The following is a 25,948-nucleotide window of genomic DNA, read 5'->3' on the forward strand; positions in this document are numbered from 1 at the left end:
GTGCGGCCTGTGTCGCAGCCAGTTCACTGATAAAGATGTTTTTTCTCGTTAAAGAACATGTGTCCGGGCGTCAAGCCCGAACACGATCACCATTGCGACAGTCTGGAAATGTCAGTCGCCGTAAGGCACCCAGACATTCTTCACCTCGACGGCGCGGCGCAGGAAAGCATCGCCGGCCGCCTCGTCGGATGCCCAGTCGAGGGTGCGGCCATTGCCGCTCCAGACGCGCTTGAGGTTGCCGATGGATTCGGCCTCCGCCTTGGCGCAGGTCTCGGCGTCGGCGAACACCCAGAGCCCGTCGACATCGTCATGCTTGGCCAGCACGCCGGCAAGTTCCGCCGTGCGGCCGGTGACAATGTTGATCGCGCCGGCCGGAACGTCGGAATATTCGATGACCTGATAGAGATCGGTGGCGAGCAGCGGATAGCGTTCCGAAGGCACCGCGACCACCGTATTGCCCATGGCCAGCGCCGGCGCGATCAGCGAGATCAGGCCGAGCAGCGGCGAGGCATCCGGCGCGACGATGCCGACGACGCCGACCGGCTCATGCAGCGCCAGCGTCACGGCGCGGGCCGGCGGTTGGTGCACGCGCCCCTCGAACTTGTCGGCGAGGCCGGCATAGAGAAACAGCCTTTCGATGGACAGCTCTACCTCTTCCCGCGCGGCCTTGGCGTTGGCGCCGGTCAGCTCACTGAGACGGGCGGCGAATTCGCCGGCGCGGCCGGAAAGATTCTCCGCCAGGTAATACAGCACCTGGGAGCGGTTATAGGCGGTGGCTTCCGGCCAGCCCTTGCAGGCGCGTGCGGCGGCGACGGCGTCACGGATGTCCTTGCGATTGCCAAAGCCGACTTCGCCGGCCAGCTTGCCCTTGGCGGTGGCGACAGCCAGCGAATAATTGCTATCGGGCCGAATTTGCTTGCCGCCGATGAACAGTTTTGCGGTGCGGTCGATGGCCGCGCCGTCAGCCTGCTCGACGGGCTGCGCGGAGACCACCGCCGGCTTGATGACCGGTCCGAGCGGCAGCTTTGCCGCGAGATATTCGAACATGCCTTCGCGCCCGCCCTCGCGGCCGAAGCCGCTCTCGCGGTAGCCGCCGAAGCCGCAAGCGGCGTCGAACATGTTGGTGCCGTTGACCCAGACCACGCCGGCCTTCAATTGCGGCGCCACGTGCAAGGCGAGGTTGACGTTCTCGCTCCACACGCTCGCCGCGAGCCCATAGCGCGTGTTGTTGGCAAGCTCGATCGCTTCCTCGGTGTTGCGGAAGGTCATGGTCGCCAGAACCGGTCCAAACACCTCTTCCTGCGCCAGGATATTAGCCGGCGAAACGCCGGTGGCGAGTGTCGGCAGATGGTAGTAGCCGGAAGACGGCAGTGCTGCGTCCGGCTGCCAGCAGACGGCGCCCTGCCTGGCGCCTTCGGCGACCAGGCCTTTGACGCGGTCAAGCTGGGTCAAGTCGACCAGCGGGCCGATATCGGTGTTCTTGTCGAGCGGGCTGCCGACGCGCAGCCGGCTCATCCGCGTCTTGACCTTGGCGATCAAGGCCTCGGCGATGCCTTCCTGTACCAGGAGCCGCGACCCGGCGCAGCAGACCTGGCCCTGGTTGAACCAGATGCCGTCGACCAGGCCTTCCACGGCGCTGTCGAGATCGGCATCCTCGAAGACGATGAAGGCCGACTTGCCGCCGAGCTCCAGCGACAGTTTTTTGCCCGACCCGGCGGTGGCTTTCCTGATGATCTTGCCGACTTCCGACGAGCCGGTGAAGGCGATCTTCTGGATGCCGGGATGGTTGACGATGGCCGCGCCCGCCTCTGGGCCGCCCTGCACGATGTTGACGACGCCCTTCGGCACGCCGGCACGCTCGCAGATTTCGGCGAACAGGATGGCGGTGAGCGGCGTGAATTCGGCAGGCTTCAGCACCACCGTGCAGCCGGCGGCCAGTGCCGGTGCGATCTTCCAGGCCAGCATCAGCAGCGGGAAATTCCACGGTATGATCTGACCGACGACACCGACGCCCTTGTGGCCGGGAAAATCCTTGTCCAGCGCTTGCGCCCAGCCGGCATGATGGATGAAATGGCGGATCGCCAGGGGCACGTCGATGTCGCGGCTTTCGCGGATCGGCTTGCCGTTGTCGATCGATTCCAGCACCGCGAACAGGCGCTGATGCCGCTGCATGGCGCGGCCGATGGCGTAGAGCACCTTTGCCCTGGCGTAGCCTGAACTGGCGCTCCATTTCGGCAACGCCTTGGTGGCGGCCGCAACCGCCGCGTCGATATCGGCGGCACTGGCGTCGGAGACCTTGGCCAGTAGCTTGCCGGAAGACGGCTCGCTGGTGTCGAAGGTCTTGCCGCCGGAAGCGGCTTTCCAGCCGCCGTCGATGAACAGCGCCTTGCCGAAATCGCGCGCGGCAAGCCACGCATCGGCCTCGTTGCGGGCTTCCGGCGCCGGGCCGTATTCCATGGCATGATAGCGGTCGAGAATATTCATGGGGGTGCCTCCTTCACCCTCCCCCTTGCGGGGAGGGTCGACCGGCGAAGCCGATCGGGGTGGGTGCTCAAGCCATTGCGTGGCGGTGATTGGCCGAATAGTGACCGGTCAGATGATGCTCGAGCTGCCGCTCGATGTCGGTCAAAAGGCTCGACGCGCCGAAGCGGAACAGTTCCGGTTCCAGCCATGGCCGGCCGAGTTCTTCCTTCATCAGCACCAGCCAGTCGAGCGAGGCCTTGGCGGTGGAAATGCCGCCGGCCGGCTTGAAGCCGATGAGATAGCCGGTTTCCTCGAAATAGGCCCTGATGGCGCGCACCATGGCAAGGCCAACGGGCAGCGTCGCGTTGACGCTTTCCTTGCCGGTCGAGGTCTTGATGAAATCGGCGCCCGCCATCATCGCCACCATCGAGGCCAGCATGACGTTGCGCAAAGTGGCGAGGTCGCCGGTGCCCAGAATGACCTTCAGATGCGCGTCGCCGCAGGCGGCGCGCATCGAGACGATCTCGTTGTAGAGCTCCCGCCACTTGGCGCCGAACACCAGCCCGCGCGGAATGACGACATCGATCTCGTCGGCGCCGTCGCGCACCGAAGCCTCGATTTCCTGCAGCCGGGTCGACAGGGGCGCCAGGCCATGCGGAAAGGCGGTGGAGACGGCCGCGACATGAATGCCGGTGCCGCGCACGGCATCGACGGCCGTGGCGACGAAGGGATGGTAGACGCAGACGGCAGCCGGCCGGATGGTTTCACCCGCAATGCCGAGGCCTTCGACGATGTCGCGGCGGAACGGGTTGATCGCCTTGGCGCAGAGCCGGCGCACGCGCTCCTCAGTGTCGTTGGAGTTCAGCGTCGTCAGATCCATGCAGGCGACGGCGCGCAGCAGCCAGGCCGCCTGGTTGTCGGCCTTGATCGAACGCCGTTTGGTCAGGCTGGCGACGCGCCGGTTCCAGCGCCGAACGGTTGACGCTGCGCACCGATTCCATGAAGCCGAGGTCGAGTTTCATGCCGGGATTGCGCGCGATGCGATGGTCCAGCGGTACGGGGGTGTTGGCGGCGGCGCGGGCCGGCAGCGGCGTCACCTTGGACGCGCTGGTGCCAGGCTCGGCTTCGCGGATCGTGTTGCTCATTTCCTGCCCTTTCTCGTTTAGGGCGATACTTACACGATCGTTTGGACCGAGGCCACAAGCCTGTCGGTCCGATGCCGACCTTAGGCGCTGACGTAAGGCCTACTCGGCCGCCAGCTTGCGCCGAGCCGGGCCGATTTCAGCCTCCACGCCTTCGGGTTCGCCGTCATCCTGCTCATGCCTGCGCAATGAGGTGAGCCAATGGGAAAGGTCGTCGAGGTAGAGATAGATCACCGGCGTGGTGAAGAGCGTCAGCGCCTGGCTGACAAGCAGCCCGCCGAACATCGTGTAGCCGAGCGGCTGGCGGATTTCCGCCCCCGTACCGTTCTCCAGCATCAGCGGCAACGCGCCCAGCATGGAGACCATGGTGGTCATCATGATCGGCCGGAAGCGCAGCAGGCAGGCCTGGCGGATCGATTCCAGCGAGCTGAGGTTCTGGTCCCTCTCGGCCGCGATGGCAAAGTCGACCATCATGATGCCGTTCTTCTTGACGATGCCGATGAGCAGGATGACGCCGATCAGGCCGATCAGGTTGAACTCCATATGGAAGACGAGCAGCGTACCCAGCGCGCCAAGCCCGGCGGAGGGCAGCGTGGAGAGAATGGTCAGCGGGTGGATGTAGCTTTCGTAGAGGATGCCGAGGATCAGGTAGACCACGACCAGGGCGCCGAGGATAAGCACTGGCACCGAAGACAGCGACTGCTGGAAGGCCTGCGCCGTCCCCGTGTAATTGGTTTGGATGGTCGCCGGCAGCCGCATCTCGGCGGCGGTTCTGTCGATCGCGGCGGTGGCCTGGCCGAGCGCGACATTGGGCGCCAGGTTGAAGCTGATCGTCACCGACGGGAACTGGCCTTCATGGTTGATCACCAGCGGCTGTACGGGCTTCGTGGTCCATCTGGCAATCGCCGAGAGCGGCACCTGCGAACCGCTCGGCGTCGTCAGGTAGATCTGGTTGAGCGCCTTGATGTCGCCGCGCAGCGACGGCAGCACCTCCAGGATCACGTCATAGGTCGAAAGCTGCGTGAAATACTGGGCGATCTGGCGTTGCCCGAAGGCATCGTTGAGCGTGTTGTCGACATCGTTCGCCGTTAGCCCATAGCGGGCAGCCTGATCGCGATCGACCTGCAGCGTCAGCGTCGTGCCTGAACTCATCTGGTCGGTCGAGACGTCCCGCAATTCGGGTAGGCGCTGTAGGGCCGTCAACAGCTTGGGCGCCCAGCTATCCAGCGTGTCGAGGTCGCTGCTTTCCAGCACATATTGATATTGTGACGCGGACAGTTTGCCGCCGACGCGCACGTCCTGAGAGGCCTGCATGAACAAGCGCGCGCCTTGGACGGCCGAAAGCTTCGGCTGCAGCCGCCGGATGATCTGGTCGGCGGAAACGTCCCGCTCGTCGCGTGGCTTCAGCTGGATGAACATGCGGCCGGTGTTCTGCGTGTTGCCATTGCCGCCCGTCGATGCCGCAAAATGCGCCACCGCCGGATCCTTGGAGACGATCCCGGCAAATCGCGCCATGTAGGACTGCATCTGGCCGGTGGAGACATCCTGCCCGGCGATCACCTGGCCGAAGATCAGGCCGGTATCCTGCTGTGGGAAGAAGCCGCTCGGCACCAGCGTGAAGAAATAGCCGGTAAGGCCCACACAGGTCAGGAACACCAGCAGCGTGATGAAACGATGCCCGAGCGCATGGTCGAGGCCGCGCTCATAGGCGCGCAGCATCCCGTCGAAAACGCTTTCGCTCCACCGATAGAGCCTGCCGTGATGCTCCTCGTTCGCCGGCTTGATGAAACGCGAGGCCAGCATCGGCGTCAGCGTCAGCGAAACGCAGGCCGAAACCAGGATGGTCATCGCCAGCGTCACCGCGAACTCCTTGAACAGGCGGCCGATAATGCCGCTCATCAGGAGCAGCGGGATCAGCACGGCCACCAGCGAAATCGAGATCGACATGATGGTGAAGCCGATCTCGCTGGCCCCGCGGATCGCGGCATCCATCGGTTTTTCGCCGTGCTCGATGTAGCGGACGATGTTCTCCAGCATGACGATGGCGTCGTCGACGACAAAGCCGATCGAGATCGTCAACGCCATCAGCGACAGATTGTCGATGCTGTAGCCGGCGGACCACATCAAGGCGCATGCGCCAAGCAGCGCCAGCGGCACGGTGAAAGCCGGGATGGCGGTTGCCCAGACATTTCGCAGGAACAGGAAGATCACCATCACCACCATCCCGATGGTGAGCATCAGCGTGAACTGCACGTCCGCCACCGAGGCGCGGATGGTCTGGGTGCGGTCGGAAAGCACCTGCAGCTTCAGTGAAGCCGGCATCGAGGCGGTCAGCATCGGCAGCTCCGCCTTGATCCTGTCGACCGTGTCGATGATGTTGGCGCCGGGCTCCTTGAATATGACGAGCACGACGCCGCGTGTCGTGTCGGTCCAACCGGCCTGGGTGTAGTCCTGCGCGTCGAGCACGGCCCGGCCGACATCCTTGACCCGCACCGGCGCGCCGTCGCGATAGGCGATGATGGCGTTGTTCCAGTCATCGGCCGCCGTCATCTGGTCGTTGGAGAAGATGGTGAAGGAGCGTACTTCGCCCTGGATGTTGCCCTTGGGCAGGTCCACCGTGCCGATCGACAGCGGGGTACGCACCGCTTCCAGTGACAGGCCCCTTGCCGCGAGCTTGGCCGGATCGAGCTGGACGCGGATCGACGGTGTCTGCTGGCCGCCGACCAGCACCTGGCCGACGCCGTCGACATGGCTGATCACCTGCGCGAGCTTGGTGTAGACGTCGTCGCTCAGCGTTGTCAGCGGCAAGTCGGTCGAACTGGCCCCGATCAGCATGATCGGCGAATCCGTCGGGTTGACCTCCCGGTAGGTGGGCGGATTGGGAAGGTTCTTCGGCAGCTGTCCGCCGGCCGCATTGATGGCCGATTGCACCAGCCCGGCCGCCGATGCGATGTCGACGTCGAGCGCGAATTGCAAGGTGACCTGGCTGGAACCGGACAGGCTGCTCGATGTCATTTCGGCAATGCCCGGTATCTGCGCGAACTGCGTCTCGAGTGGCTGGGTCACCGACGACGCGATGGTGATCGGATCGGCGCCCGGCAGGCTGGTGGACACCTGGATCGTCGGAAAGTCGACGTTCGGCATCGCCGCGACCGGCAGGTTGAGATAGGCGACCACGCCGACGAACAGCACGCCGATCATCAGAAGCGACGTGGCGACGGGATAGCGGATGAAAGGCGTGGAAACACCGATCTGTGCCATCAGCTTGCACCTCCGGCAGCGCCGCTCTGCGCCTGTCCGGCGCCGGGAGCCGTGGCGGCGTCGACGCTTGCGCCGTCAACCACCCGGTATTGGCCGGCAACCACGACACGTTGCCCCGCGGCGATACCGTCGGTGACGACCGTCTCGCCGCCGTCGGAAGGGCCTGTCTTGACGGTCTGGCGACGGACCTTGCCGTCGTCGCCGACGACATAGGCGAAGAGCCCGTCAGGGCCATGCTGGACAGCTTCGTCGGGCACCACGATCGCGCCTGCCATCGTGCCGATGCGTATGCGTGTGTTGACGGACAGGCCCGGCCATAGCGCATTGTCCTGGTTCGTAAACGTTGCCTTGAGCGAAATCGTGCCGGAAGCCTGGTCGACCGCGTTCTGGATCGCTTCCAGTGTGCCGCTCGCCAGCACGGTCTTCATATCCGCGCCAAGTGTATCGATCGCAACCGGACCGGCCGCGAAAACCTTGTTGATGGTCGAAACCTCGTCCTGCGGTTGCGTGAATGACACATAGATCGGCTGAAGCTGCACGACCGTGAAAAGCCCGGGGGGCTCTGGCCGGCCTGCACGATGTTGCCCGGATCGATGGTGCGGAAGCTCGTCTTGCCGGTCAGCGGCGCCGTGATCCTGGTGAAATCGAGGTTGAGTTGCGCCGCCTCGACCGCGGCCTTGTCACCCTCGATCGTGGCGGCTGCCGTCGTGACCACTGCTTGCTGGTTATCGACATCCTGCTGCGTTTCGAACGTCTTTTTCAGGAGCGTGGAAAGGCGATTGAGAACGACCTGCGCGTTCTTGAGCGTCGCTTCGTCCTGCGCCTCCTTGGCCTTCGCCTGGTCGAGCGCCGCCTGATACGGGCGAGGGTCGATCTCGGCGAGCAGATCGCCCTGCTTGACCATCTGTCCCTGATCGACCGGAACCTGGTTGACGACACCGGCGACCCGGCTCGAGATGCTGACGCTGTTCAGCGGCGTAACAGTGCCGAGTCCATAGAGGTAAAGCGGGAAATCGGTCTTTTGCACGGTGGCCACGGTAACCGGCACCTTGGGTGCGGGCGGCGTCGATTGAGTGGCTGCCCTTGCCTCGGCGTGGTTGCGCCATATGCCGTAACCGCCGCCGAGCAGGAGGAGTGTGGTCAACAGGACGATGCCCCGGGAGCGCATGGGTCGTTTTCGCCTGGCTTGCTGTGTCGTGGAATTAGTCATGGTGCCGTCCACCTGGCTGGCAAGGATATCAAGCCTTTTTCGGGATGGTTGGGGGTTAGGACCGACCGCGTCGATCACCGGGACAGTAGTCCCGACGACCCAGCCCTGTCAGGTTACAAGTCGGTCATGTTGCGCCGCAGCATTCAAGGATGCGTGAGGCCGCGCTGAATGCACCATCGCGATAAAGTTACTCCCGGGGTCAGGGCTGAGCCTCGATCGACCGGGGGGATGCGAGGCGCTTGTTAACTGCCCACGGATACATCGGTCCGGTCGACGCAGGAGACGTCGCCATTGCCATTCCGGGGCACTTCGCGTGGCCTGAAATCAGATATGGCTGGGACGACGCGACAGGCGCGCGCTTGCCGTATTCGCTATTGGGAAGGAGTGGCCGGAGCTGTTGCGGCAGCCTATCCGGGCTTCGGTATTCGCCTGGAAAGGCAGCCTGTCCTCAGGCTGGGCAGAGGCCCTCAGCCGACGAAAGCGCGCTCGACGACGAAAGTCGCGGGATGGCTGAGCGAGCCTTCCTGGAAGCCGAGGCTTTCGGCGAGTTCCTTGACGTCCTTCAGCATATGCATCGAGCCGCAGATCATGATGCGGTCCGTTTCCGGATTGAGCTTCTCGATGCCGAGATCGGCGTAGAATTTGCCAGAGCCGATCAGCGCGGTGATGCGGCCCATGCGAGCTGATTCTTCGCGGGTCGTCGAATTGTAGAGCGTGACGCGCCCGGTGGTCAGTTCGCCGATCAGCGGGTCGCTTTCAAGTGCTGCCACCAATTCCTGGCCGTAGGTCAGCTCGGCATTGTCGCGGCAGGTGTGGGTCAGGATCAGCTGGTCGAATTTCTCATAGGTGTCGGGGTCGCGCAGCAGGCTGGCGAAGGGCGCGATGCCGGTGCCGGTCGAAATCATGAACAGTCGCTTGGCCGGGGTCAGCGCGTCGACCACCAGCGTGCCGGTCGACTTCTGGCGCATGATGACGGTGTCGCCGACCTGGATCTTCTGCAGTTCCGAGGTCAGCGGGCCGTCCGGCACCTTGATCGAGAAGAATTCCAGCTCTTCGTCCCAAGCCGGGCTTGCCACCGAATAGGCGCGGAACACCGGCTTCTCGGCATTGGGCAGGCCGATCATGACGAACTCGCCGGAGCGGAAGCGCAGCGACTGCGGACGGGTGATGCGGAACGAAAAGAGCCGGTCGGTGTAGTGCTTCACCGAGACGACCGTTTCGGCATAGACATTGGCCGGTATAGGAAACTGCAACGGGCGGGCGCCGGCGGTGTTGAAGGCGGATGTGGTGTTCATCAAATCCAACTTTCTGGCCCAACCGGGGACGCGGGCGCCAAACTTTTACCTGCGCGCCCGGACCGTTCAGATCCCGGCGTGCTGCTCGCACACTCCAAAGCGGTAAGCTCTTGTGTCCGGAATTTATTAGTATACAAACGATATTTGCGTCAAGATACCGCCGCGAAACACCTTTCCAAACTGTGCCATATCCGTAGTCCCAGCATTTCGGGTTTCGACAATGAAAGAGAATTTTTCGGTGCAGCCGCCGGATTCCCTGGGCAGCGTCGTGGCCGGCATCGATGTCGGCGGGACCTTCACCGACCTGCTTCTGATCGACGGCAAGCACGGCGCCAAGGTGCATATCGCCAAGACCCCGACGACTGTCGACAACCAGGCTTTCGGTGTGGTTTCGGCACTTGGCGCCACCGGATTTGCGATCGACGGCATCGACCTCATCGTGCACGGCACGACCACCACCACCAATGCCGTGCTGGAGCGCCGGCTGGCCAAGACCGGCATGATCACCACGCGCGGCTTTCGCGACGTGATCGAGCTTGGCCGGCGCACGCGGCCGCAACCCTATGGCATGACCGGCACTTTCGTCCCCGTCATTCCGCGCAACCTGAGGCTCGAAGTGTCGGAGCGCGTCGAGGCTTCCGGCGCGGTGCGCACGCCGCTCGACGAGGCCGGGATGCGCGAGGCGGTGAAGGCGCTGATCGGGGCCGGCTGCGAATCCCTCGTCATCCACTTCCTGCATTCCTACGCCAACCCGTCGCATGAGCGGCGCGCCGCCGAGATCGCCGCGGAGCTCTGGCCGAACGGCTACATCACCACGGGCCATGCGCTGCTGTCGGAAGCGCGCGAATTCGAGCGCGGAGTCACGGCTTCCGTCAACGCCTCGGTGCAGCCGATCCTCGAGCGCTATGTCGAGCGGCTGCGCAAGGAATTGGCGGCAAAAGGCTATGCCCGCGACTTCCTGATCATGAACGGCAATGGCGGCATGATCTCGGCCCGCTTCGTCACACGTGAATCGGCCAAGACCGTTATGTCCGGCCCGGCCTCGGGCGTCATCGCCGCCGCCTATACGGGCAAGCGTGCCGGCTTCGAAAACCTCGTCACCTACGACATGGGCGGCACCTCGACCGACGTGGCGCTGATCCGCAACGCCGAGCCGGCGGTGTCGAACGAGATCGAGATCGAATATGCCATGCCCATCCATGTGCCGATGGTGGCGGTGCACACGGTCGGCGCCGGCGGCGGTTCCATCGCCCGCGTCGACGCGGCCGGCCTGATCCAGATCGGTCCCGAAAGCGCCGGCGCCAATCCCGGCCCGATTTGCTATGGCCGCGGCGGTCTCGAGCCGACCATCACCGACGCCAATCTGGTGCTCGGCCGGCTGGCGCCGAAGAAGCTGCTGGCGGTCGAAAACCCGGTCACATCAGAGCGCGTTACCGGCATTTTCGAGGAGAAGATCGGCAGGGCAACCGGTCTGTCGGGCGTCGAGGCGGCGGGCGCTGTGCTGCGGCTCGGCAACATGAAGATGGCCGGCGCCATCCGCATGGTCTCGGTGTCGCGTGGCCATGACCCGCGCGATTTCGCACTGTTTGCCTTCGGCGGCGCCGGGCCGCTGCATGCGACCGCGCTGGCGCGCGAACTCGGCCTGCCACGGGTGCTGGTGCCGGCGCGTCCCGGCATCACCAATGCGCTCGGCTGCGTCGTCGCCGACCTGCGCCATGACTTCGTCAACACCATCAACCAGCCGGTTGCCGTGCTCGACGAAACTCAGATGCGCCAAGTATTGGAACGGCACCGAAACGAAGGTGAGGAGCTGATCGGCAAAGAAGCGGTGAAGCCGGAGACGATCCGCGTCACCCACTCCGCCGACATGCAGTTCGTCGGCCAGACCCACATCATCAACGTGCCGCTGCCGTTCTCGACCGTGAGCCGACAGGAGCTGCAAGCCCTGTTCGAAAAGGCCTATTTCGCCCGCTTCAAGGTCGAGCTGCCGGAAATCCGCGCCAACTTGGTCAACCTCAACACCTCGGTTACCGGCGTGCGCCCGGCGATCGACCTGTCGCGCCTGATCGACCCGGCCGGGCGCGCCGAGACGCTGGACGCGGCGCGGCGCGAGATCCGACCGGTCTGGTATGCGGGCCAGTGGCACGACACGCCGGTATACGCACGCGAAAAGCTACCGATCGATGCAGTCATCGAAGGGCCGGCGATCCTCGAACAGATGGATGCGACCACGGTGCTCGAACCCGGCGACCGCGCAAGGTCGGACGCCGACGGCAATATCATCATCGACATTGGCGAGGCCTGAGATGTCTGACATCAATATGGCAAAGCTCGACGCCATCACGCTTTCGGTCCTCCAGGCTGCCTTGCAGCAGGTCTGCGACGAGATGGACCTGACATTCTCGCGCGCTGCCTTCTCGCCGGTCATTGCGGAAGCCAACGACCGCTCCGACGGCATCTATTCGGCCGTCGACGGCTCGCTGATCGCGCAAGGATCGCAAGGCCTGCCGGTGTTCGTCGGCGTCATGCAATATTCGACGAAAACGGTGATCGAGATGATCGCCGACGGCCGTTGCCTGGCCCCTGAGCCGGGCGACATCTACATCGTCAACGACCCCTATCTCGGCGGCACGCATCTGATGGATGTGCGCTTTGCCATGCCGGTCTACCGCGACGGCAAGATCTTCTGCTGGCTGTCCAACACCGGCCACTGGCCCGACATTGGCGGCTCGGTGCCGGGCGGTTTCTCGGCTTCCGCGACGGCGGTCGAGCAGGAAGGCTTGCGGCTGCCGCCGGTGAAACTGTTCAAGAAGGGCGTGCTCGACGCGGAAATCTACGCCATCATCTGCTCCAACATCCGCGTCGCCGACCAGCGCATCGGCGACATCAGGGCGCAGGCAGCGGCGCTGCTGATTGGTCAGGATCGGCTCAATGGAATCCTGGATCGTTACGGAGACGAAACTGTTGTCGAGGCGATCGCCGAACTGCGCCGCCGCGCCGCCGAGCAGATGCGCGCCAACATCGCGGCCATTCCCGACGGCACCTATCATTCGAAGGCCTTTGTCGATTCCGACGGCGTGGTCAACGAGCCGCTGACCATCGCGCTTGCGGTGGAGAAACAGGGCGACACGCTGACCTTCGATTTCGCCGGCTCGTCCAGGCCCTGCGCCGGGCCGATGAACAGCGTGCTGGCGACGACCCTGTCCTCGGTCTATCTCGCCATGCGCCACATTTTCCCGGACGTGCCGATCAGCGCCGGCGCCTTCGAGCCGTTGATCGTCAAGCGGCCGGAAGGCACCTTCCTCGATGCCAAATATCCGCGTCCAGTGTCGGGCTGCGCGGCGGAAGTCTCGCAGCGCATCGCCGAAGCGGTGTTCGCGGCCATGGTGCAGGCTCTGCCGGACAAGGTGACGGCCGCACCCGCCGGCTCCAGCGGCAATTTCGCGCTGGGCGGCAACGACCCGGCGCGCGGCCGCGATTACGTCATGTACCAGATCTCCGGCGGCGGCTATGGCGGCAATTCGGGCCATGACGGGCTGACCAATGGCTGCTCGACCATCGGCATTTCCAAATCGCCGCCGGTCGAGATCATGGAGCAGGCCTTCCCGGTGCTCTACCGCCACTACGCCCTGCGCGAAGGCTCGGGCGGCGCCGGCAAGCATCGCGGCGGTTTTGGCCTCGCCTATGAGGTGGAGATCCTGCGCGGCGATGCGCGGGCCTCCTTCGTCATGGATCACGGCCGTTTCGGCCCGCAAGGCGCGCTCGGCGGCAAGGATGGCGAACCCAACAGCGTGACCGTCTTTCGTGGCGGCGTCGAACATGTGCCGCCGCATCTGTCCAAGGAGCAGGACATCCCGCTCAAGGCCGGCGACCGCGTGCGCGTCGGCACGCCAGGCGGTGGCGGCTATGGCGATCCGTTAGAGCGTGACGCCAATCTCGTGCTTCGCGACGTTGCGCTGGGGTACTACACCTCAGAGGAAGCCAGCGAGAAGTTCGGCGTGGTTCTTTCGGCGGGCGGTCTCACAATTGACCGCAAGGCGACGGACAGGCAGCGCGCCGGCTGACGCACTGCTATCCGCCACGGCGTGGATCGCTCACGGCGCCGTGATCGCCGCAGCACATGTCGCTTCCGTCTCCGCCGAAAGCACCAAAGCCCGTAGACTTCCCCAGTCAACGGAGATCTGGAACATGCGTCTTTTCGGTCGTTTCGTGCTTGCCGCTTCCGTCGCCCTTACCCTTGCCAGCGGTGCCGCCAGCGCCCAGGACAAGCTCAGGATCGGCACCGAGGGCGCCTATCCGCCCTTCAACTATGCCAATGCCGACGGCACGCTCGGCGGCTTCGACATCGATCTCGGCAAGGCGTTGTGTGCTGAGATGAAGGCCGAATGCGAATTCACCGTTCAGGATTTCGACGGCTCTATTCCGGCGCTGCAAGCCGGCAAGTTCGATGCCATCATCAACATCACCATTACGCCCGAGCGGGCCGAGAAGGTCGAGTTCACCCACAAATATTACCAGACGCCGCCGGCCATCGCCGTGCCGAAGGATTCGACCATCGCGGGCACCTCACCCGACGATTTGAAGGGCAAGGCGCTCGGCGTGCAGACCGCCACCATCCACCAGAAATTCGCCGAGCAGAAATATGCGGGCTCGACCGTCAAGGCCTACCCGACCGGCGACGATGCCCGCACCGACATGGCCAATGGCCGCCTCGACGCCATGATGGACGGCTCGATCATCCTGACCGAATGGCTGAAGAAGCCCGATGGCGCCTGCTGCAAGCTGCTCGGCACGCTGACGGCCGATCCGGCCATTCACGGACCCGGCGTCGGCATCGCCCTGCAGAAGGGCAACAAGGAACTTGCCGGTAAGTTCAATGCGGCGATCGACGCGTTGCGCGCCAACGGCAAATACAAGGAAATCAACGACAAGTATTTTGCCTTCGACGTCTACGGCAACTGAGACCGGCAACCAATGCCTTCCGGCAGCGCCGCTTGGCGCTGCTGCTTTTCATGAATGATGGAGACCTTCTTGGCTGAGCGGCGTTCCCCCTTCTACAGCAGCATCGTCGGGCTCGGCGCGACCATGGGTCGGGTCGGCGGCGATTTCATCTCGGCCAAATATTATTCCGGCATCGCCGACGAGCACCTGAACACGCGCGCCAATGTCGGCGTGCAGGATCTCAGCACCATGGGCAAGATGGACATCAAGGGGCCGGAGGCCGAGGCGCTGGTCAACCATGTCATCGTCAACGACGCGGCGGCGATGAAGCCGGGCCAGGTCCGCTACTCCACGGTCTGCCGCGAGGATGGCGGCATCATGGACGACCTCACCGTGTTCCGGTTGGCGACTGAGCATTTCATGCTGGTCACCGGCTCGGTCAACCGGCTGAAGATGCTGCCCTGGCTGCAGCACCATGCCCAGGGCCGCAAGGCCTATGTCACCGACATCACCGCCGCCGTCGCCTTCCCGACCATCCAGGGTCCGCGCTCGCGCGAACTGTTGAAGGCGATGATCTCGGATGCCGATCTGGACGGTCTCAAGCGCTGGGCGTTCACGTCGGGCCATGTCAATGGCACTCGCGTCCTGATCTCGCGCACCGGCGTCACCGGCGAGCTCGGCTTCGAACTCTTCGTGCCGGCCGACGAGGCGGCCTCCGTCTGGGATACGCTGATGCGGGCCGGCAAGGACTTCGGCCTGAAACCCTATGGCGTGCTGGCGATGTTCACGCTCGGCCTGGAAAAGGCCTATCCGGCGCATGGCATCGACATGGACGAGAGCCGCACGCCGTTCCATGTCGGCCTCGACCGCTGGATCAAGTTCGACAAGGGCGATTTCATCGGCCGCGAAGCGCTGCTCAAAATCCGCGACAAGGGCCTCGACGAGCGCTGGACGGGACTGATCCTCGACGGCGACAAACCGGCGGCGACGGACGCCAGGATCCTGGCCGATGGCGAGGATGCCGGCATCGTCACCTACAGCGACCACGGCTACTCTCTCGGCAGGGTGCTGGCCACCGCGCATCTGCGCTTGCCGTTCACGGCGGTCGGTACCGAACTCAGCATCGACATTAATGGCGTGCCGACCCGCGCGGTCGTGGCGCCGATGCCGTTTTTCGATCCGGAGGGTATGAGGTTGAGGGGGTAGCCCGGCTTGCCTGGAATCGTTGACAGAGTCAGCTTTGCGAAGCATCTGGCGCACATCATCGCGGAGATCAATGCCATCACCCATTTCGTGAAGGCAATGGCCGTACCCAGCTTACATTCCTTGCCATGCTCGCCGAGCACGCAGGCTTCACGTTCAACGCCGATATCCTCGACCGTGACCGGGTGATTTAGGCCCTGATTGACAGTTTCAGTGGGTCCGAGGGCACCGGCTCACCCCCGCCGATCCAGCCGCGCCACCAATCGATCCCCCGCCCACTGGATTCCACACACCAGGATGATCAGCACGATCACCACCGCCACCATCACCGAGGTCTCGAAGCGCTGGTAGCCATAGCGGATGGCGAGGTCGCCGAGGCCGCCGGCGCCGATGGCGCCGGCCATGGCCGAGGCGCCGATCAGCGTTACCAGCGTTACCGTGAAGCCGGCGACGATGCCAGGCAGCGCCTCGGGCACCAGCACCTCGCGGATGATCGTCCAGCGGTTGCCGCCCATGGCGCGCGCCGCTTCGATCAGGCCGTGGTCGACCTCGCGCAGCGAAACCTCGGCGATGCGGGCGTAATAGGGCGTGGCGGCGATCGACAGCGGCACGATGGCGGCCCAGGTGCCGATCGAGGTGCCGACGATCAGCCGCGTCAGCGGGATCAGCGCCACCAGAAGGATGATGAACGGCACCGAGCGGAAGCCGTTGATGACGGCGCCGAGCACGCGGTTGACCCACAGGCTCTCGGCGATGCCGCCGCGTTCGGTTGATATCAAGGCCAGCCCGAGCGGCAGGCCGAAGACCAGCGAGATCAGGCCGGAGGCGGTCGTCATCAGCACCGTCTCCCAGATCGAACGCAGCAGAAGCTCAAACAGGATTGGCGACATGGCCAAGCACCTCCACCCGCGCCTGGCGGGCCTTCAGGAATGTGATGACGGCAGCGAGATGGCTCGCATCGCTGCCGGGAACGGAGAGAAACAGCGTCCCGATCGGCTGCTGCTGGATATGGTAGATGCCGCCATGGACGAGGCGGAAGGCGCCCGGAACAGAAGTGGCAAGGTCGGACAGCAATGGTCCACGCGCGACCTCGCCAGCCACATCGATACGCAGGATCGTCTCCGCGCCGGAAGCCGGCAGCAGCCGCGCCGCCAGTTCGGCCGGCAGTTGCGGCCGGATGGCGCCGAGCAGGCTTTTGGTGATGTCCGATTGCGGGTCGGCGAACACCGACCAGACCGGCCCCTCCTCGACGATGCGCCCGGCATCGATCACCGCCACGCGGTCGGCGATCGAGCGGATCACCTCCATCTCATGGGTGATCAGCAGAATGGTCAGGCCAAGCTGCCGGTTGATGTCTTTCAGCAGCGCCAGGATCGAGCGCGTCGTCTCCGGGTCGAGCGCCGAAGTTGCTTCGTCCGACAACAGCAGCGCCGGGCGCGCGGCCAGCGCCCGGGCGATGCCGACGCGCTGCTTCTGGCCGCCTGACAGCGATGCCGGATAGGCCCGGGCTTTCTCCGACAGGCCAACAAGCTCAAGCAGCTCCGCCGCCCGCGCCAGCCGCTCGGCCTTCGGACGGCCCTCGATCTTCAGCGGCAGCGCCACATTGTCCTCGACCGTCTTGGCCGACAAAAGGTTGAAGTGCTGGAAGATCATGCCGATGCGCCGGCGCAGCGGCTGCAGGTCACGCTCGCCGAGCTGGCTGATCTCGCGACCCTCGATGAACACCTCGCCGGAATCGGGCCGCTCCAGCCCGTTCAGGCAGCGGATAAGCGTCGATTTGCCGGCGCCGCTGCGGCCGATAATGCCAAGGATCTCGCCCTTGCGCACCGTCAGCGAGATGCCGTCGATCGCCGGCGTGGCGCCAAAGCGGCGCTTCAGGTCGACAAGGCGCACCACGTCTTGCGACGCGTCGGGTCTCGCGTGGTTCGGATCGGCGATCGCCTGGGATGCCGTGATATGCTGGTTCATGCGTGTTCCTGCTCTCGCCATCCGAAAATGCAAGTGCGGCCCGCGCTCAGGCGCGGACCGCATTTGCTCTCGAACCGGGCGTCCGATCGCGGATCAATAGGCGCTGAGGCCGGTGCCCTTGTAGACCTTGTCGAACTCGGCCTTGACCGCGTCGTTCTGGTACGAGGCCACCAGCGTCTTCACCCAGGCGTCGTTTTCATTGCCGACCTTGACCGCGATGAAGTTGCGGTACGGATTGTCGGCAATGGGTTCCTGCGCGATGCGGTTTTCCGGCGTCAGGCCGCTCTTCAGCGCCCAGTCGGTATTGACCACGGCGGCGTCGAGATCCTCGACCGAGCGGCCGACGATGCCGGCATCAAGTTCCTTGATCTCGACCTTCTTGGGGTTCTCCGCAATGTCGGCGGTGGTGGCCAGAATGCCGGTACCGTCCTTCAGCTTGATCACGCCCTCGTTCTGCAGCACGCGCAGCGCCCGGCCTTCATTGGACGGGTCGTTCGGCACGCCGATGACAGCGCCTCCCGGCAGGTCGGCGACCGCCTTGTACTTCTTGGAGTAAAGGCCGATCGGCCAGACCCCGGTATAGCCGACGCGCACGATGTGATAGCCTTGAGTCTTTATCTGGTTGTCGAGATAGGGCTGGTGCTGGAAGGCGTTGGCGTCGATCTCGCCGCGCTCAAGCGCTTCGTTGGGCTGCGTGTAATCGTTGAACACCACGGTCTCGATGGTCAGGCCTTTTTCGGCGGCTTGAGCAACGACGACGCGCCAGACATCCTCGTCCTCGCCGCTGATGATGCCGACCTTGATCGCCTTCTTGTCCTCGGCGAAGGACGCATGCGGTGCCATCAGGCTGCCGACCGCGACGGCCGATGCGAACAGCAGAGCAAGGCCGCCGCGCCGGTTGAGGGTTGACCAAAGGGAAGAGGGCAAAGTGTTGTTGACGCCCGGACATGATTGATCTCTGCGGTTGTGAAGTCATGACAGCAAGGCGGATTGCCCAAGCTTGGTCACATCGTCAGAAATTCTATCGATTTTATCAAAGAACGGGTTTCGCCGTTCTCGGCAAAGCCGGGAATATTCTCTCAAAAATTTGAAGGGCCGGAGCACAAGACGGCGCCGGACCGACCATGGCGCCAGCGCGCCGCGATCCGGGGACATCGGAAGTCAAGCCTTGCATCAGGCCTGAGGCGACGATACGGGATGAAGGTGACCGGCTTTAGGGCTAGCGCTCGGCAAAGCCTGCCGATTGCAAGCCTGCGCTGGAGAGAATTTCACTTGCTGCCCGAGAACACCCGCCGCTCCTTACCAATGGCGCTGCTTCATGCCCGCGAAGTGGTGATGGCGCGGTTTCGCCCGATGCTCGCCGCGCATGACGTCACCGAGCAGCAATGGCGTGTGCTGCGCGTGCTGAGTGAGGCCGGCCCGGTCGAGGCGACCGAGCTCGCCGATCGTGCATCGGTGCTGCCGCCCAGCCTGACGCGCATCATCAAGGCGCTCGAGGGCCGAAGGTTCATCACCCGCAACAAGGCGGAAGGCGACGGCCGCCGCGTCGTGCTGACCATCGCCCCGGCCGGTTCCGCCCTGATCGACGCCCTGTCGCCCGAGCGCCGCGTCATCTACGACGACATCGAGCGGCGGCTTGGGCATGAGAAGCTAGAGCAGCTGCTCGATCTCCTGGAGGGTCTGATCGAGGGTGAGAGCTGAGGCGTTCGGTTCGTCGCGGCAGAACTTTCCACGGTCATGCGCATTTTCCGCGATAACTGGCCGGTCGACCGCTACGTCGAGACGCTGGCCACGACGCCGCATCTTCTCGACAAGGCCGCGCGGATGTTGCTGGGCAGCGGCGTCAAGCGCGTCGTCAGCGAACGGCAGTTGCTGGAAGCCAAGCGGCTCTTGCTGTTCACCGTGCGCACGGTCGAAGACATCGTCTACGAGATCGGCTTCGACGACCCCGCCTATTTCTCAAAGGTTCTTCCGCGGACGCGTCGGCGAAGCGCCTGCCGCCTGGCGGCGGAAGCAGTTGCACGGCGCTGATCGTACATAGGCGGGCATAATTTAGTTAGGCACGATGATCGGAACCGCGGGCGTCTGGCCTGCAACCTTCCGCATGGTCGACAGCAGGCGCGGAAAGACCTGGTCGGTGGAAAAATGCCGCCGCGCCTTGGCGCCCGCCTGCCTGCCGAGCTGCATCCGCAACGGCTGGTTCCGGATCAGTTTCAGCGTGGCATCGGCCATGGCGGCCGGATCGACCCGTTCGACGATGATGCCGGCATCGTCCTCGACGAAATCCGGCGCCCCGCCGCTGCCTGCGAAGCAGATCACCGGCAACTCGGCGAATGCCGCCTCCAGCATGACGCGGCCGAACGGCTCTTCGCGGGATGTCAGAAGAAACAGATCGGCAGCCCGAAGATAGCCGCTCACATCGTCGACATCGCCCAGAAATGTAACTTTTTCGTCCAACCCGTCCGCCCGCATCCGGTCGAGGTGCTGCGACCAGGTGCCGAGAACCTCATCCCGTTCCCGCTCCGGAAACGAGCCGAGCCAGTAGAAATGATAGTCCTCAATCCCCCGCGCCCGAAGAATTCGGGCCACCTCGATAAACAGGTCGGCACCCTTGCGGAATGGCATTGCGAGGCCGGATCCCAGGACGATGGTCTTGTCCACTGGCCAGCCGGCCAGCCGGCGACGTTCAAGACGCTGGATTTCCGTCTGACCGGGATCGGCGCCGGGCTGCGGAACCGCGCTTGGAATGACGTCGATGGCGTTCGTTTCGACTTTGTGCTCGGCCACCAGGTAGTCCCGGACGCTTGGCGAACACGCAACGAATCTCCGCGTGTGGGAAACGACATCCTCCATATCGTCCTTGGCGTATCGGGCGACGCTCGCTGCCAATTCCCTGGCATGCGTCAGGATAGGAATGTCCAGTTCACCAAGCAGCGCATGCACACGGCCGGTGGCCAGGCTGTTGCAATAGATCAGGTCCGGTCTGCCACCGTACCAATCGGCGATGCGGGCCAGCTTCGTGGCGGTCGTCTCGGTCGGCGAAACCAGATCGTCCAGAAGGGCGGTATCGACGATGCGTCGAAACTGTTCGAGCCGTTCACCGCCTGCCAGGCACAGCACCTTGACCTCCAACTCCGCGTGCGATTGCAGCCATTGGACGATGTCGATCAACGAAGCCTGCGCCCCACCGAGAGCCGCATCGTGCGAAACGAACAAAACGCGCCATGACGCATCCCCGGGGAATTTACCGGCCGCTGACGGAGCCGACAGGACGTTCCGCGTCTCTTGCAGATAGGCATAGCCATAGCGGGCGTCGGGCTCGAGATAGGCTCCCTCCGCCCACTCGTTCCAGGCATTGACGAAGATCAGGCGGCTGTCGAAATCGGCGAAACGATCGCACGTATCGGCGACCGCGTTGGCGAGCCATTCTGCGTAGCGCGACGGTGATGCGTTCATCAGAATGTGGGCTGCCTCCATTCTCCGTGCGGTGTTGTCCCAGGAAGGGCAAAGTCCGCGAAACAGCGTGTAGGGAACCTGTGGGTAGGCGCGGCTGCGATTGAGGAGCTCCGTCCAGTCGAAGATCTTTCCCCTGAAGCCGCTCTTGAGCGTTGGAATTCTGTCGCTGATCTCGCGAAATTTCCCAAGATTCGGTGGAAATTCGACGGCGGCGTCGAATCCGAATTTGGCGGGATCGTCCTTGTCGAACGACTGCGGATAGGCAAGAAAAATCTCGCCGATGCCGGCTTCCCGGCAATAGGCTCTCCAGCGTTGTGCTGTTTCAGCGGCTGACGGAAACAATCCGGGCCGGTAAATCATCAGGAGTGGCTTGCCGCCGATGCGGATGTATCGCCGGTCGCGAAAATAGCGGGATACATATTCGATGAAGGCCAGGTCGTCTTCGGGTGAATGCGATTGCGCAATCAGCACCTCCTGCTCGCGCCCATCCCAACGGCGGCTCCAGGGTTCATTTGCCCAATTGATGCAGAAGCCCAGTTCGTGCGCGTCATTTTCGACAAATTGTGTGATCGGCATCTCGAGGACGCGCTTGCCGTTGAACCAGTAGAAGTGAAAGCAGAACCCCGAGACGCCGTACTGAAGGGCAATCTCGATCTGTTCCTTCTGGATGTCCTTCACCCTCAGATCGTAGAAGCCGAGGTCCGCCGGCCGCCTGGGCTGATAATGATCGTCGAACTGCGGCGTCGCGCGTGTCACATTCGTCCATTCCGTGAAGCCCTTTCCCCAAAAGGCGTCATTTTCAGGAATCGGATGAAACTGTGGTAGGTAGAAGGCAATGAGGCGCGCCTTTAATGCGGCGGGTCGCCTCTCGTTGGATCGCGGCACGTAGGTGTCGGGTCTCTGTATGGCGCCGGCATTTGTGCCCGGAGCACGTCGGGGGCTGCGCCCCTCGCTCTTGCCGAAACGAATGTAGTGATCCAGCGGATTCATCGACGCGGCGGCCACGTCGGGATTTTTCGCCAGATAGTATTCGTTGTCGAAGTCCGGACTCGGGTTTCGGGACTCCGCGGCACCGTACCTGATGTAATGCAGGATCGGATCTTTCCCGCTCCGGGCTAAATCCGGATTTTGAACCATATACCACGACACATCGAACAGGCCGCTGGCCCGAATTCGTTGCCGCAGGCGAAATCTCTTCCATCGGCTTCTGCTGGTGAGCGATCTTACAAAGATCAAAAATTCGGATCTATCCAATCGGGTCTGCCTCGCGGGAATCCGTCGTCATGTCACCATCCGAGGCAACGCCGATCTTTGTGCAGATCATTCCAAGAACACGCTCGAGGGCATGCTGCAATGTGCCGTCTTGTTGGCCTGCCTCTTCGGGAAAGGCTGCCAAAGGCAGATCCAGCCGTCGCAGTGGTTCCAGCGCGCCGCGGCGGACCCAGAACATCGTCCCGGCAAAGAAATCGAGGCGAGAACCGGGCATCCCCATTGCCTCCAGCAGATTGAGGGCCATCGCCCTGTTCTCGCCCCACGCAGCCTTCTCCCCCTTCCATTCATTGGGCAGCCGAAAGCGTCTGGATCCAATCATCTGGGTTTCGGGGGAACGCTCGAACTCAGCGATGATGCGGTCGACCACGCCGCGGGATCCGATCAGGTCGAACGCGCTCACCTGGCGCCAGATCTCGCCGAGAACCATGCGCGGCCCGCTCTGCCCCGACTTCTTGCCATGCAGCTTGCAGATAAGATCGAAGGGATCGAACTTTCCTTCGCGAAGCAATTGGATGAAAGGGCCGACGTCGCGGCCACGATTTTCGTAGACCGTGATCTCGGCACCCGGAAATCTTGCCTGAACGCGTTGCGCAAGTGCCGCGTCAGGCTGGGTCAGCGTGAGAAAGAGCTGGAATTGACGACCGGTTGCTTCCAGCAACGCCTCGAACTCGGGCCAGAGATCGGGGTAATGCAGGTGAAGCGCTACGGCAATCTTCGGCTCGACGGTGGGCCGGCGCTCGGGGGCCTCGGCTGGCGGACCATCAAAGTGCCGCGACAGGGTCTTCTGCAGATTGTCGCTTGCAGTGCCAAAGCCCCAACCGGCAAGACTGCCGAGCGCCCGGGCCAATTCACGCCCTTGCGATCCCGAGACGTGGAAAAGAGGCTGCAAGACCAGGCCTTCGCCAAGCGGCAGCTGAAATCGCTTGTGGCGACGGCGCCGACGCAGCAGCGCGCCAATATCCCCGATGGTTAAGGGCCGAACACGCGCCGCAACGACGTCGCCTCTATCAAATTGCAGCGCCAGGCCGCCTTCGCTGCTTGTGAGCAGATAGGACGTCCGCGTGGTGACCGGCACATAGACGGTCCTGTCCGCATGTCCGGGGCGGCGCACATCGAGCCGGAGAAACGGCATCCACCTCTCTGTCGGCCGAAACTCGACGATATAGCGTCCCGGCGCGTGGATGTGGATTTCGCTCACGGCACTGCTTGGGTCGGCGTCGCTTTTTTGCGGCTCGCTGGACAGGACATCAGGCAAGGTGACCCTCGTGTCGGCAGCGTCAGGCGACATAGCCGCCGTTCCGATTCGCGCGCGATCGGTCAAGGATGCTGTCGAATATGCCAATCAGTCGGCCCAGGGAATTGATCAATCTGTTTCGATTAAGCGTCAGGCAATAGAAGCCTATTTTCGTAGAGTAACGGAGTATGTCCACAAACGGGCTATAGGCGATGCCGTATTTCTTGCGCAAGTGGATCTCCGATCGCATCTTCGAGCGGTACCGGAAAATGCGCGCTCGGGTTGATTGCGCAACCGACGTGCCAATGTCGTGGACAGCATGCGCGCCGCTGACAAGGATCATGGGTTCGTCACGCTGCAGCAGACGATATGAAAGGTCGTCATCTTCGAAATACAGGAAAATATCCTCGTCAAACCCGCCCGTATCGAGGAAGAGCGTTCGTTTGATCATAAACACGCCGCCATTGACGAAGCGGACGCAACAATCTCCCCAGACCTGCCGGATGCGTGTGGGCAGCGACACGCCGGAAAGGCGATCGATCTCGCTCTCCTCGCGAAACCAGAGCCGGCCATCCACCGTATTGGTGCGCGGCACGAAGACGCCGCAATTTGGATAGCGTTCAGCCGCCTGCATGAGCGCATCGACGGCGTCCGTCCCAAGACGCACGTCGGGGTTGACGAACAGCAGAAACTCCCCCGTCGCCGCCGCCGCCCCGATGTTGCAGGCGCGCCCGAAGCCGAGGTTTACAGGATTGTCGATACGATGAACGGCAAGGCCGGACAGAGCGGTGGAAAGATCGTCGGTACTTGCATTGTCGACGCATACGATCTCCACCCCTGGAGGCAGGCGAGCGAGCGCGCCCCGCACGGTATGCGCGCTGTTGTGCGTCACAGTAATGGCAGTTATCGACCTGTTCATTGCCAAAGCCACCCTGATACCTCAGTTGGCTTCCCCCGTGGAAAGGCTAGTGATCCGTACGCAATCTAAGCGTTGCGACTCCGGCGGTCGAGTCAATACTCCCGACTAAGTTCGTGGGCATGGACGCGCGGTCTCGCCAAGCCGCCGGTCACGGTTCACATGGTCTTGCTGCTTCCGAGGTTTCCGGCTGGCGTGATCGCCAATCGGCTTGGCTGCCCTCGGGGCGGTAAACTCCCGGCGAGGAAGGGCTGCTTCGAACCAGAAATCCGCAACGGCCCCTTGCCGTTCATCCCCATCTTGCTCATGTTCAATACCGCTTGCTGGTGATCGTCCGGGGGGAACGGTCGGATTCATCATGGGAGGAAGTCGATAATGAAGGTATGCTATTTCGTTTCCGCCGCGCTTCTTGCCGCGGCCGCTATCCCCGCCTCGGCCGCCGAAATTTCCGACGGAAAAGTCAAGATCGGCATCCTCAATGATCAATCCGGCGTCTATGCCGATTTCGGCGGCAAATGGTCGGTCGAGGCGGCCAAGATGGCGGTCGAGGATTTCGGCGGCAAGGTACAGGGCGCGCCGATCGAGATCATCAGCGCCGACCATCAGAACAAGCCTGACATCGCCTCCAACATCGCGCGGCAATGGTACGACACCGAACAGGTCGATGCCATCATGGAGCTGACAACCTCATCGGTCGCGCTCGCCGTCCAGGGGATTTCCAAGGAAAAGAAGAAGATCGACATCGTTACCGGCGCAGCAACCACCGATCTCACCGGCAAGCAATGCTCGCCCTACGGCTTCCACTGGGCCTATGACACCCATTCGCAGGCGGTGGGAACTGGCGGCTCCCTCGTGCAGCAGGGCGGCGACAGCTGGTTCTTCGTCACCGTCGACTATGCGTTCGGCTATTCGCTCAAGGAGCAGACCGCCAAATTCGTCGAGAGCCACGGCGGCAAGGTGCTGGGCGAAGTGCGTTATCCCCTGGGGTCGACCGATTATTCATCCTTCCTCCTGCAGGCGCAGTCGTCGGGCGCCAAGGTCATCGGGCTGGCCAACGCCGGCCTCGACACGTCCAATTCCATCAAGCAGGCGGCTGAATTCGGCATTGTCCAGGGCGGCCAGCGCCTTGCGGCACTTCTGTTCACGCTGGCCGAGGTACATGGGTTGGGCCTTCAGGCCGCGCAGGGCGTCGTGCTGACCGAGGGCTACTACTGGGATCGCGACGACAAGAGCCGCGAATTCGGACAGCGCTTTTTCAAACGCACCAACCGCATGCCGAACATGATCCAGGCCGCGACCTATTCGGCGGTGACGCAGTATCTGAAGGCGATCGACAAGGCCGGCACCGACGAGACCGAAGCCGTCGCCAAGCAATTGCATTCGATGCCGGTTGACGACGCCGTGACGACCAACGGCAAGGTGCAGGCGGACGGCAACATGGTCCACGACATGTATCTCTACCAGGTCAAGGCGCCCAACGAGAGCACCAAGGACTGGGACTATTACAAATATCTCGCAACCATTCCCGGCAACGAGGCCTTCCTGAGCGAGAAGGAAAGCGGCTGTCCAACCGCGGCACAGTGATCG

17 protein-coding genes and 3 pseudogenes are annotated in these 25,948 nt (G+C 63.4%); 8 read left to right on the forward strand and 12 right to left on the reverse strand.

All coding sequences use genetic code 11. From position 1 onward, the window contains the following. Positions 1-111 precede the first annotated feature (111 nt). From ACVILI_RS05160 to ACVILI_RS05185, 6 genes and pseudogenes are all read right to left on the reverse strand, one after another. Positions 112-2,484: an aldehyde dehydrogenase family protein gene (locus ACVILI_RS05160; protein WP_038651090.1), complete on the reverse strand. Its 2,373-nt coding sequence runs from the start codon at positions 2,482-2,484 to the stop codon at positions 112-114. A 67-nt stretch (positions 2,485-2,551) separates the two neighbouring features. After that, positions 2,552-3,608 (reverse strand): annotated as a pseudogene (gene deoC, locus ACVILI_RS05165) (deoxyribose-phosphate aldolase). A gap of 99 nt (positions 3,609-3,707) precedes the next feature. After that, positions 3,708-6,866 carry an efflux RND transporter permease subunit gene (locus tag ACVILI_RS05170; protein ID WP_240564576.1) on the reverse strand — a complete coding sequence of 1,053 codons (3,159 nt, stop codon included), beginning with the start codon at positions 6,864-6,866 and terminating at the stop codon, positions 3,708-3,710. Further along, positions 6,866-7,405, reverse strand: coding sequence for an efflux RND transporter periplasmic adaptor subunit (locus ACVILI_RS05175; RefSeq protein ID WP_457102349.1), 540 nt, complete (start codon positions 7,403-7,405; stop codon positions 6,866-6,868). The genes ACVILI_RS05170 and ACVILI_RS05175 overlap by 1 nt, the downstream gene beginning before the upstream one ends. Further along, positions 7,291-8,154: an efflux RND transporter periplasmic adaptor subunit gene (locus ACVILI_RS05180; RefSeq protein ID WP_457102350.1), complete on the reverse strand. Its 864-nt coding sequence runs from the start codon at positions 8,152-8,154 to the stop codon at positions 7,291-7,293. Before ACVILI_RS05180 ends, ACVILI_RS05175 begins: the two co-directional genes overlap by 115 nt. Positions 8,155-8,543: 389 nt before the next feature. Continuing rightward, positions 8,544-9,371, reverse strand: coding sequence for a ferredoxin--NADP reductase (locus tag ACVILI_RS05185; protein ID WP_019862391.1), 828 nt, complete (start codon positions 9,369-9,371; stop codon positions 8,544-8,546). 220 nt (positions 9,372-9,591) lie between these two features. Here ACVILI_RS05185 and ACVILI_RS05190 point away from each other — a divergent pair, with 220 nt between their 5' ends. The 5 genes and pseudogenes from ACVILI_RS05190 to ACVILI_RS05210 form a co-directional block, all read left to right on the forward strand. Continuing rightward, positions 9,592-11,676, forward strand: coding sequence for a hydantoinase/oxoprolinase family protein (locus ACVILI_RS05190; protein ID WP_038651102.1), 2,085 nt, complete (start codon positions 9,592-9,594; stop codon positions 11,674-11,676). Positions 11,677-11,692: 16 nt separating this feature from the next. Beyond that, entirely contained in the window at positions 11,693-13,435 is a 1,743-nt protein-coding gene (locus tag ACVILI_RS05195) for a hydantoinase B/oxoprolinase family protein (RefSeq protein ID WP_038653625.1), read from the forward strand. 124 nt (positions 13,436-13,559) lie between these two features. Next, entirely contained in the window at positions 13,560-14,333 is a 774-nt protein-coding gene (locus tag ACVILI_RS05200; RefSeq protein ID WP_038651105.1) for an ABC transporter substrate-binding protein, read from the forward strand. A gap of 54 nt (positions 14,334-14,387) precedes the next feature. Then, the gene (locus ACVILI_RS05205; RefSeq protein ID WP_038651108.1) at positions 14,388-15,518 is read left to right on the forward strand and encodes an aminomethyltransferase family protein; all 1,131 of its coding nucleotides are present in this window, start codon (positions 14,388-14,390) and stop codon (positions 15,516-15,518) included. A gap of 77 nt (positions 15,519-15,595) precedes the next feature. Further along, positions 15,596-15,709, forward strand: a pseudogene (locus tag ACVILI_RS05210) (adenosine monophosphate-protein transferase); the annotation flags it as partial. A gap of 39 nt (positions 15,710-15,748) precedes the next feature. On the opposite strand, the gene ACVILI_RS05215 reads toward ACVILI_RS05210, so the two are convergent. From ACVILI_RS05215 to ACVILI_RS05225, 3 genes are all read right to left on the reverse strand, one after another. Continuing rightward, complete coding sequence (locus tag ACVILI_RS05215) at positions 15,749-16,405, reverse strand: methionine ABC transporter permease (RefSeq protein WP_027047598.1); 657 nt, start codon at positions 16,403-16,405, stop codon at positions 15,749-15,751. Continuing rightward, complete coding sequence (locus ACVILI_RS05220; RefSeq protein WP_019862397.1) at positions 16,386-17,483, reverse strand: methionine ABC transporter ATP-binding protein; 1,098 nt, start codon at positions 17,481-17,483, stop codon at positions 16,386-16,388. Before ACVILI_RS05220 ends, ACVILI_RS05215 begins: the two co-directional genes overlap by 20 nt. 93 nt (positions 17,484-17,576) lie before the next feature. Then, a complete protein-coding gene (locus tag ACVILI_RS05225; RefSeq protein ID WP_457102351.1) occupies positions 17,577-18,410 on the reverse strand; it encodes a MetQ/NlpA family lipoprotein in 834 nt (277 codons plus the stop codon). A gap of 270 nt (positions 18,411-18,680) precedes the next feature. Here ACVILI_RS05225 and hpaR point away from each other — a divergent pair, with 270 nt between their 5' ends. Both hpaR and ACVILI_RS05235 read left to right on the forward strand, forming a co-directional pair. Next, positions 18,681-19,184 carry a homoprotocatechuate degradation operon regulator HpaR gene (gene hpaR, locus ACVILI_RS05230; RefSeq protein ID WP_010912713.1) on the forward strand — a complete coding sequence of 168 codons (504 nt, stop codon included), beginning with the start codon at positions 18,681-18,683 and terminating at the stop codon, positions 19,182-19,184. A 45-nt stretch (positions 19,185-19,229) separates the two neighbouring features. After that, a pseudogene (locus ACVILI_RS05235) lies at positions 19,230-19,524 on the forward strand (helix-turn-helix domain-containing protein); the annotation flags it as partial. An 11-nt stretch (positions 19,525-19,535) separates the two neighbouring features. On the opposite strand, the gene ACVILI_RS05240 reads toward ACVILI_RS05235, so the two are convergent. From ACVILI_RS05240 to ACVILI_RS05250, 3 genes are read right to left on the reverse strand one after another with little or no spacing between them, the layout of a single operon-like run. Beyond that, entirely contained in the window at positions 19,536-22,193 is a 2,658-nt protein-coding gene (locus tag ACVILI_RS05240) for a glycoside hydrolase family 99-like domain-containing protein (RefSeq protein ID WP_148307432.1), read from the reverse strand. Continuing rightward, a complete protein-coding gene (locus tag ACVILI_RS05245; RefSeq protein ID WP_240564600.1) occupies positions 22,186-23,466 on the reverse strand; it encodes a rhamnan synthesis F family protein in 1,281 nt (426 codons plus the stop codon). Before ACVILI_RS05245 ends, ACVILI_RS05240 begins: the two co-directional genes overlap by 8 nt. A 22-nt stretch (positions 23,467-23,488) precedes the next feature. Next, the gene (locus ACVILI_RS05250) at positions 23,489-24,364 is read right to left on the reverse strand and encodes a glycosyltransferase family 2 protein (RefSeq protein ID WP_038651118.1); all 876 of its coding nucleotides are present in this window, start codon (positions 24,362-24,364) and stop codon (positions 23,489-23,491) included. 372 nt (positions 24,365-24,736) lie between these two features. Between ACVILI_RS05250 and ACVILI_RS05255 the strand changes: the two genes are divergently transcribed. Continuing rightward, positions 24,737-25,945, forward strand: a complete 1,209-nt coding sequence (locus ACVILI_RS05255) for an ABC transporter substrate-binding protein (protein WP_038651121.1) — start codon at positions 24,737-24,739, stop codon at positions 25,943-25,945. Positions 25,946-25,948: the final 3 nt, after the last annotated feature.

It is taken from the genome of Mesorhizobium sp. USDA 4775 (genome assembly GCF_054062655.1).

Excerpts from the sequence above, each read along its gene's own strand:
- ACVILI_RS05195 (WP_038653625.1), top strand. The coding sequence starts at position 11,693 with ATGGCAAAGCTCGACGCCATCACGCTTTCGGTCCTCCAGGCTGCCTTG.
- ACVILI_RS05215 (WP_027047598.1), bottom strand. The coding sequence starts at position 16,405 with ATGTCGCCAATCCTGTTTGAGCTTCTGCTGCGTTCGATCTGGGAGACG.
- ACVILI_RS05255 (WP_038651121.1), top strand. The coding sequence starts at position 24,737 with ATGAAGGTATGCTATTTCGTTTCCGCCGCGCTTCTTGCCGCGGCCGCT.
- ACVILI_RS05250 (WP_038651118.1), bottom strand. The coding sequence starts at position 24,364 with ATGAACAGGTCGATAACTGCCATTACTGTGACGCACAACAGCGCGCAT.
- hpaR (WP_010912713.1), top strand. The coding sequence starts at position 18,681 with ATGAAGGTGACCGGCTTTAGGGCTAGCGCTCGGCAAAGCCTGCCGATT.
- ACVILI_RS05190 (WP_038651102.1), top strand. The coding sequence starts at position 9,592 with ATGAAAGAGAATTTTTCGGTGCAGCCGCCGGATTCCCTGGGCAGCGTC.
- ACVILI_RS05170 (WP_240564576.1), bottom strand. The coding sequence starts at position 6,866 with ATGGCACAGATCGGTGTTTCCACGCCTTTCATCCGCTATCCCGTCGCC.
- ACVILI_RS05185 (WP_019862391.1), bottom strand. The coding sequence starts at position 9,371 with ATGAACACCACATCCGCCTTCAACACCGCCGGCGCCCGCCCGTTGCAG.
- ACVILI_RS05160 (WP_038651090.1), bottom strand. The coding sequence starts at position 2,484 with ATGAATATTCTCGACCGCTATCATGCCATGGAATACGGCCCGGCGCCG.
- ACVILI_RS05200 (WP_038651105.1), top strand. The coding sequence starts at position 13,560 with ATGCGTCTTTTCGGTCGTTTCGTGCTTGCCGCTTCCGTCGCCCTTACC.
- ACVILI_RS05205 (WP_038651108.1), top strand. The coding sequence starts at position 14,388 with ATGATGGAGACCTTCTTGGCTGAGCGGCGTTCCCCCTTCTACAGCAGC.
- ACVILI_RS05220 (WP_019862397.1), bottom strand. The coding sequence starts at position 17,483 with ATGAACCAGCATATCACGGCATCCCAGGCGATCGCCGATCCGAACCAC.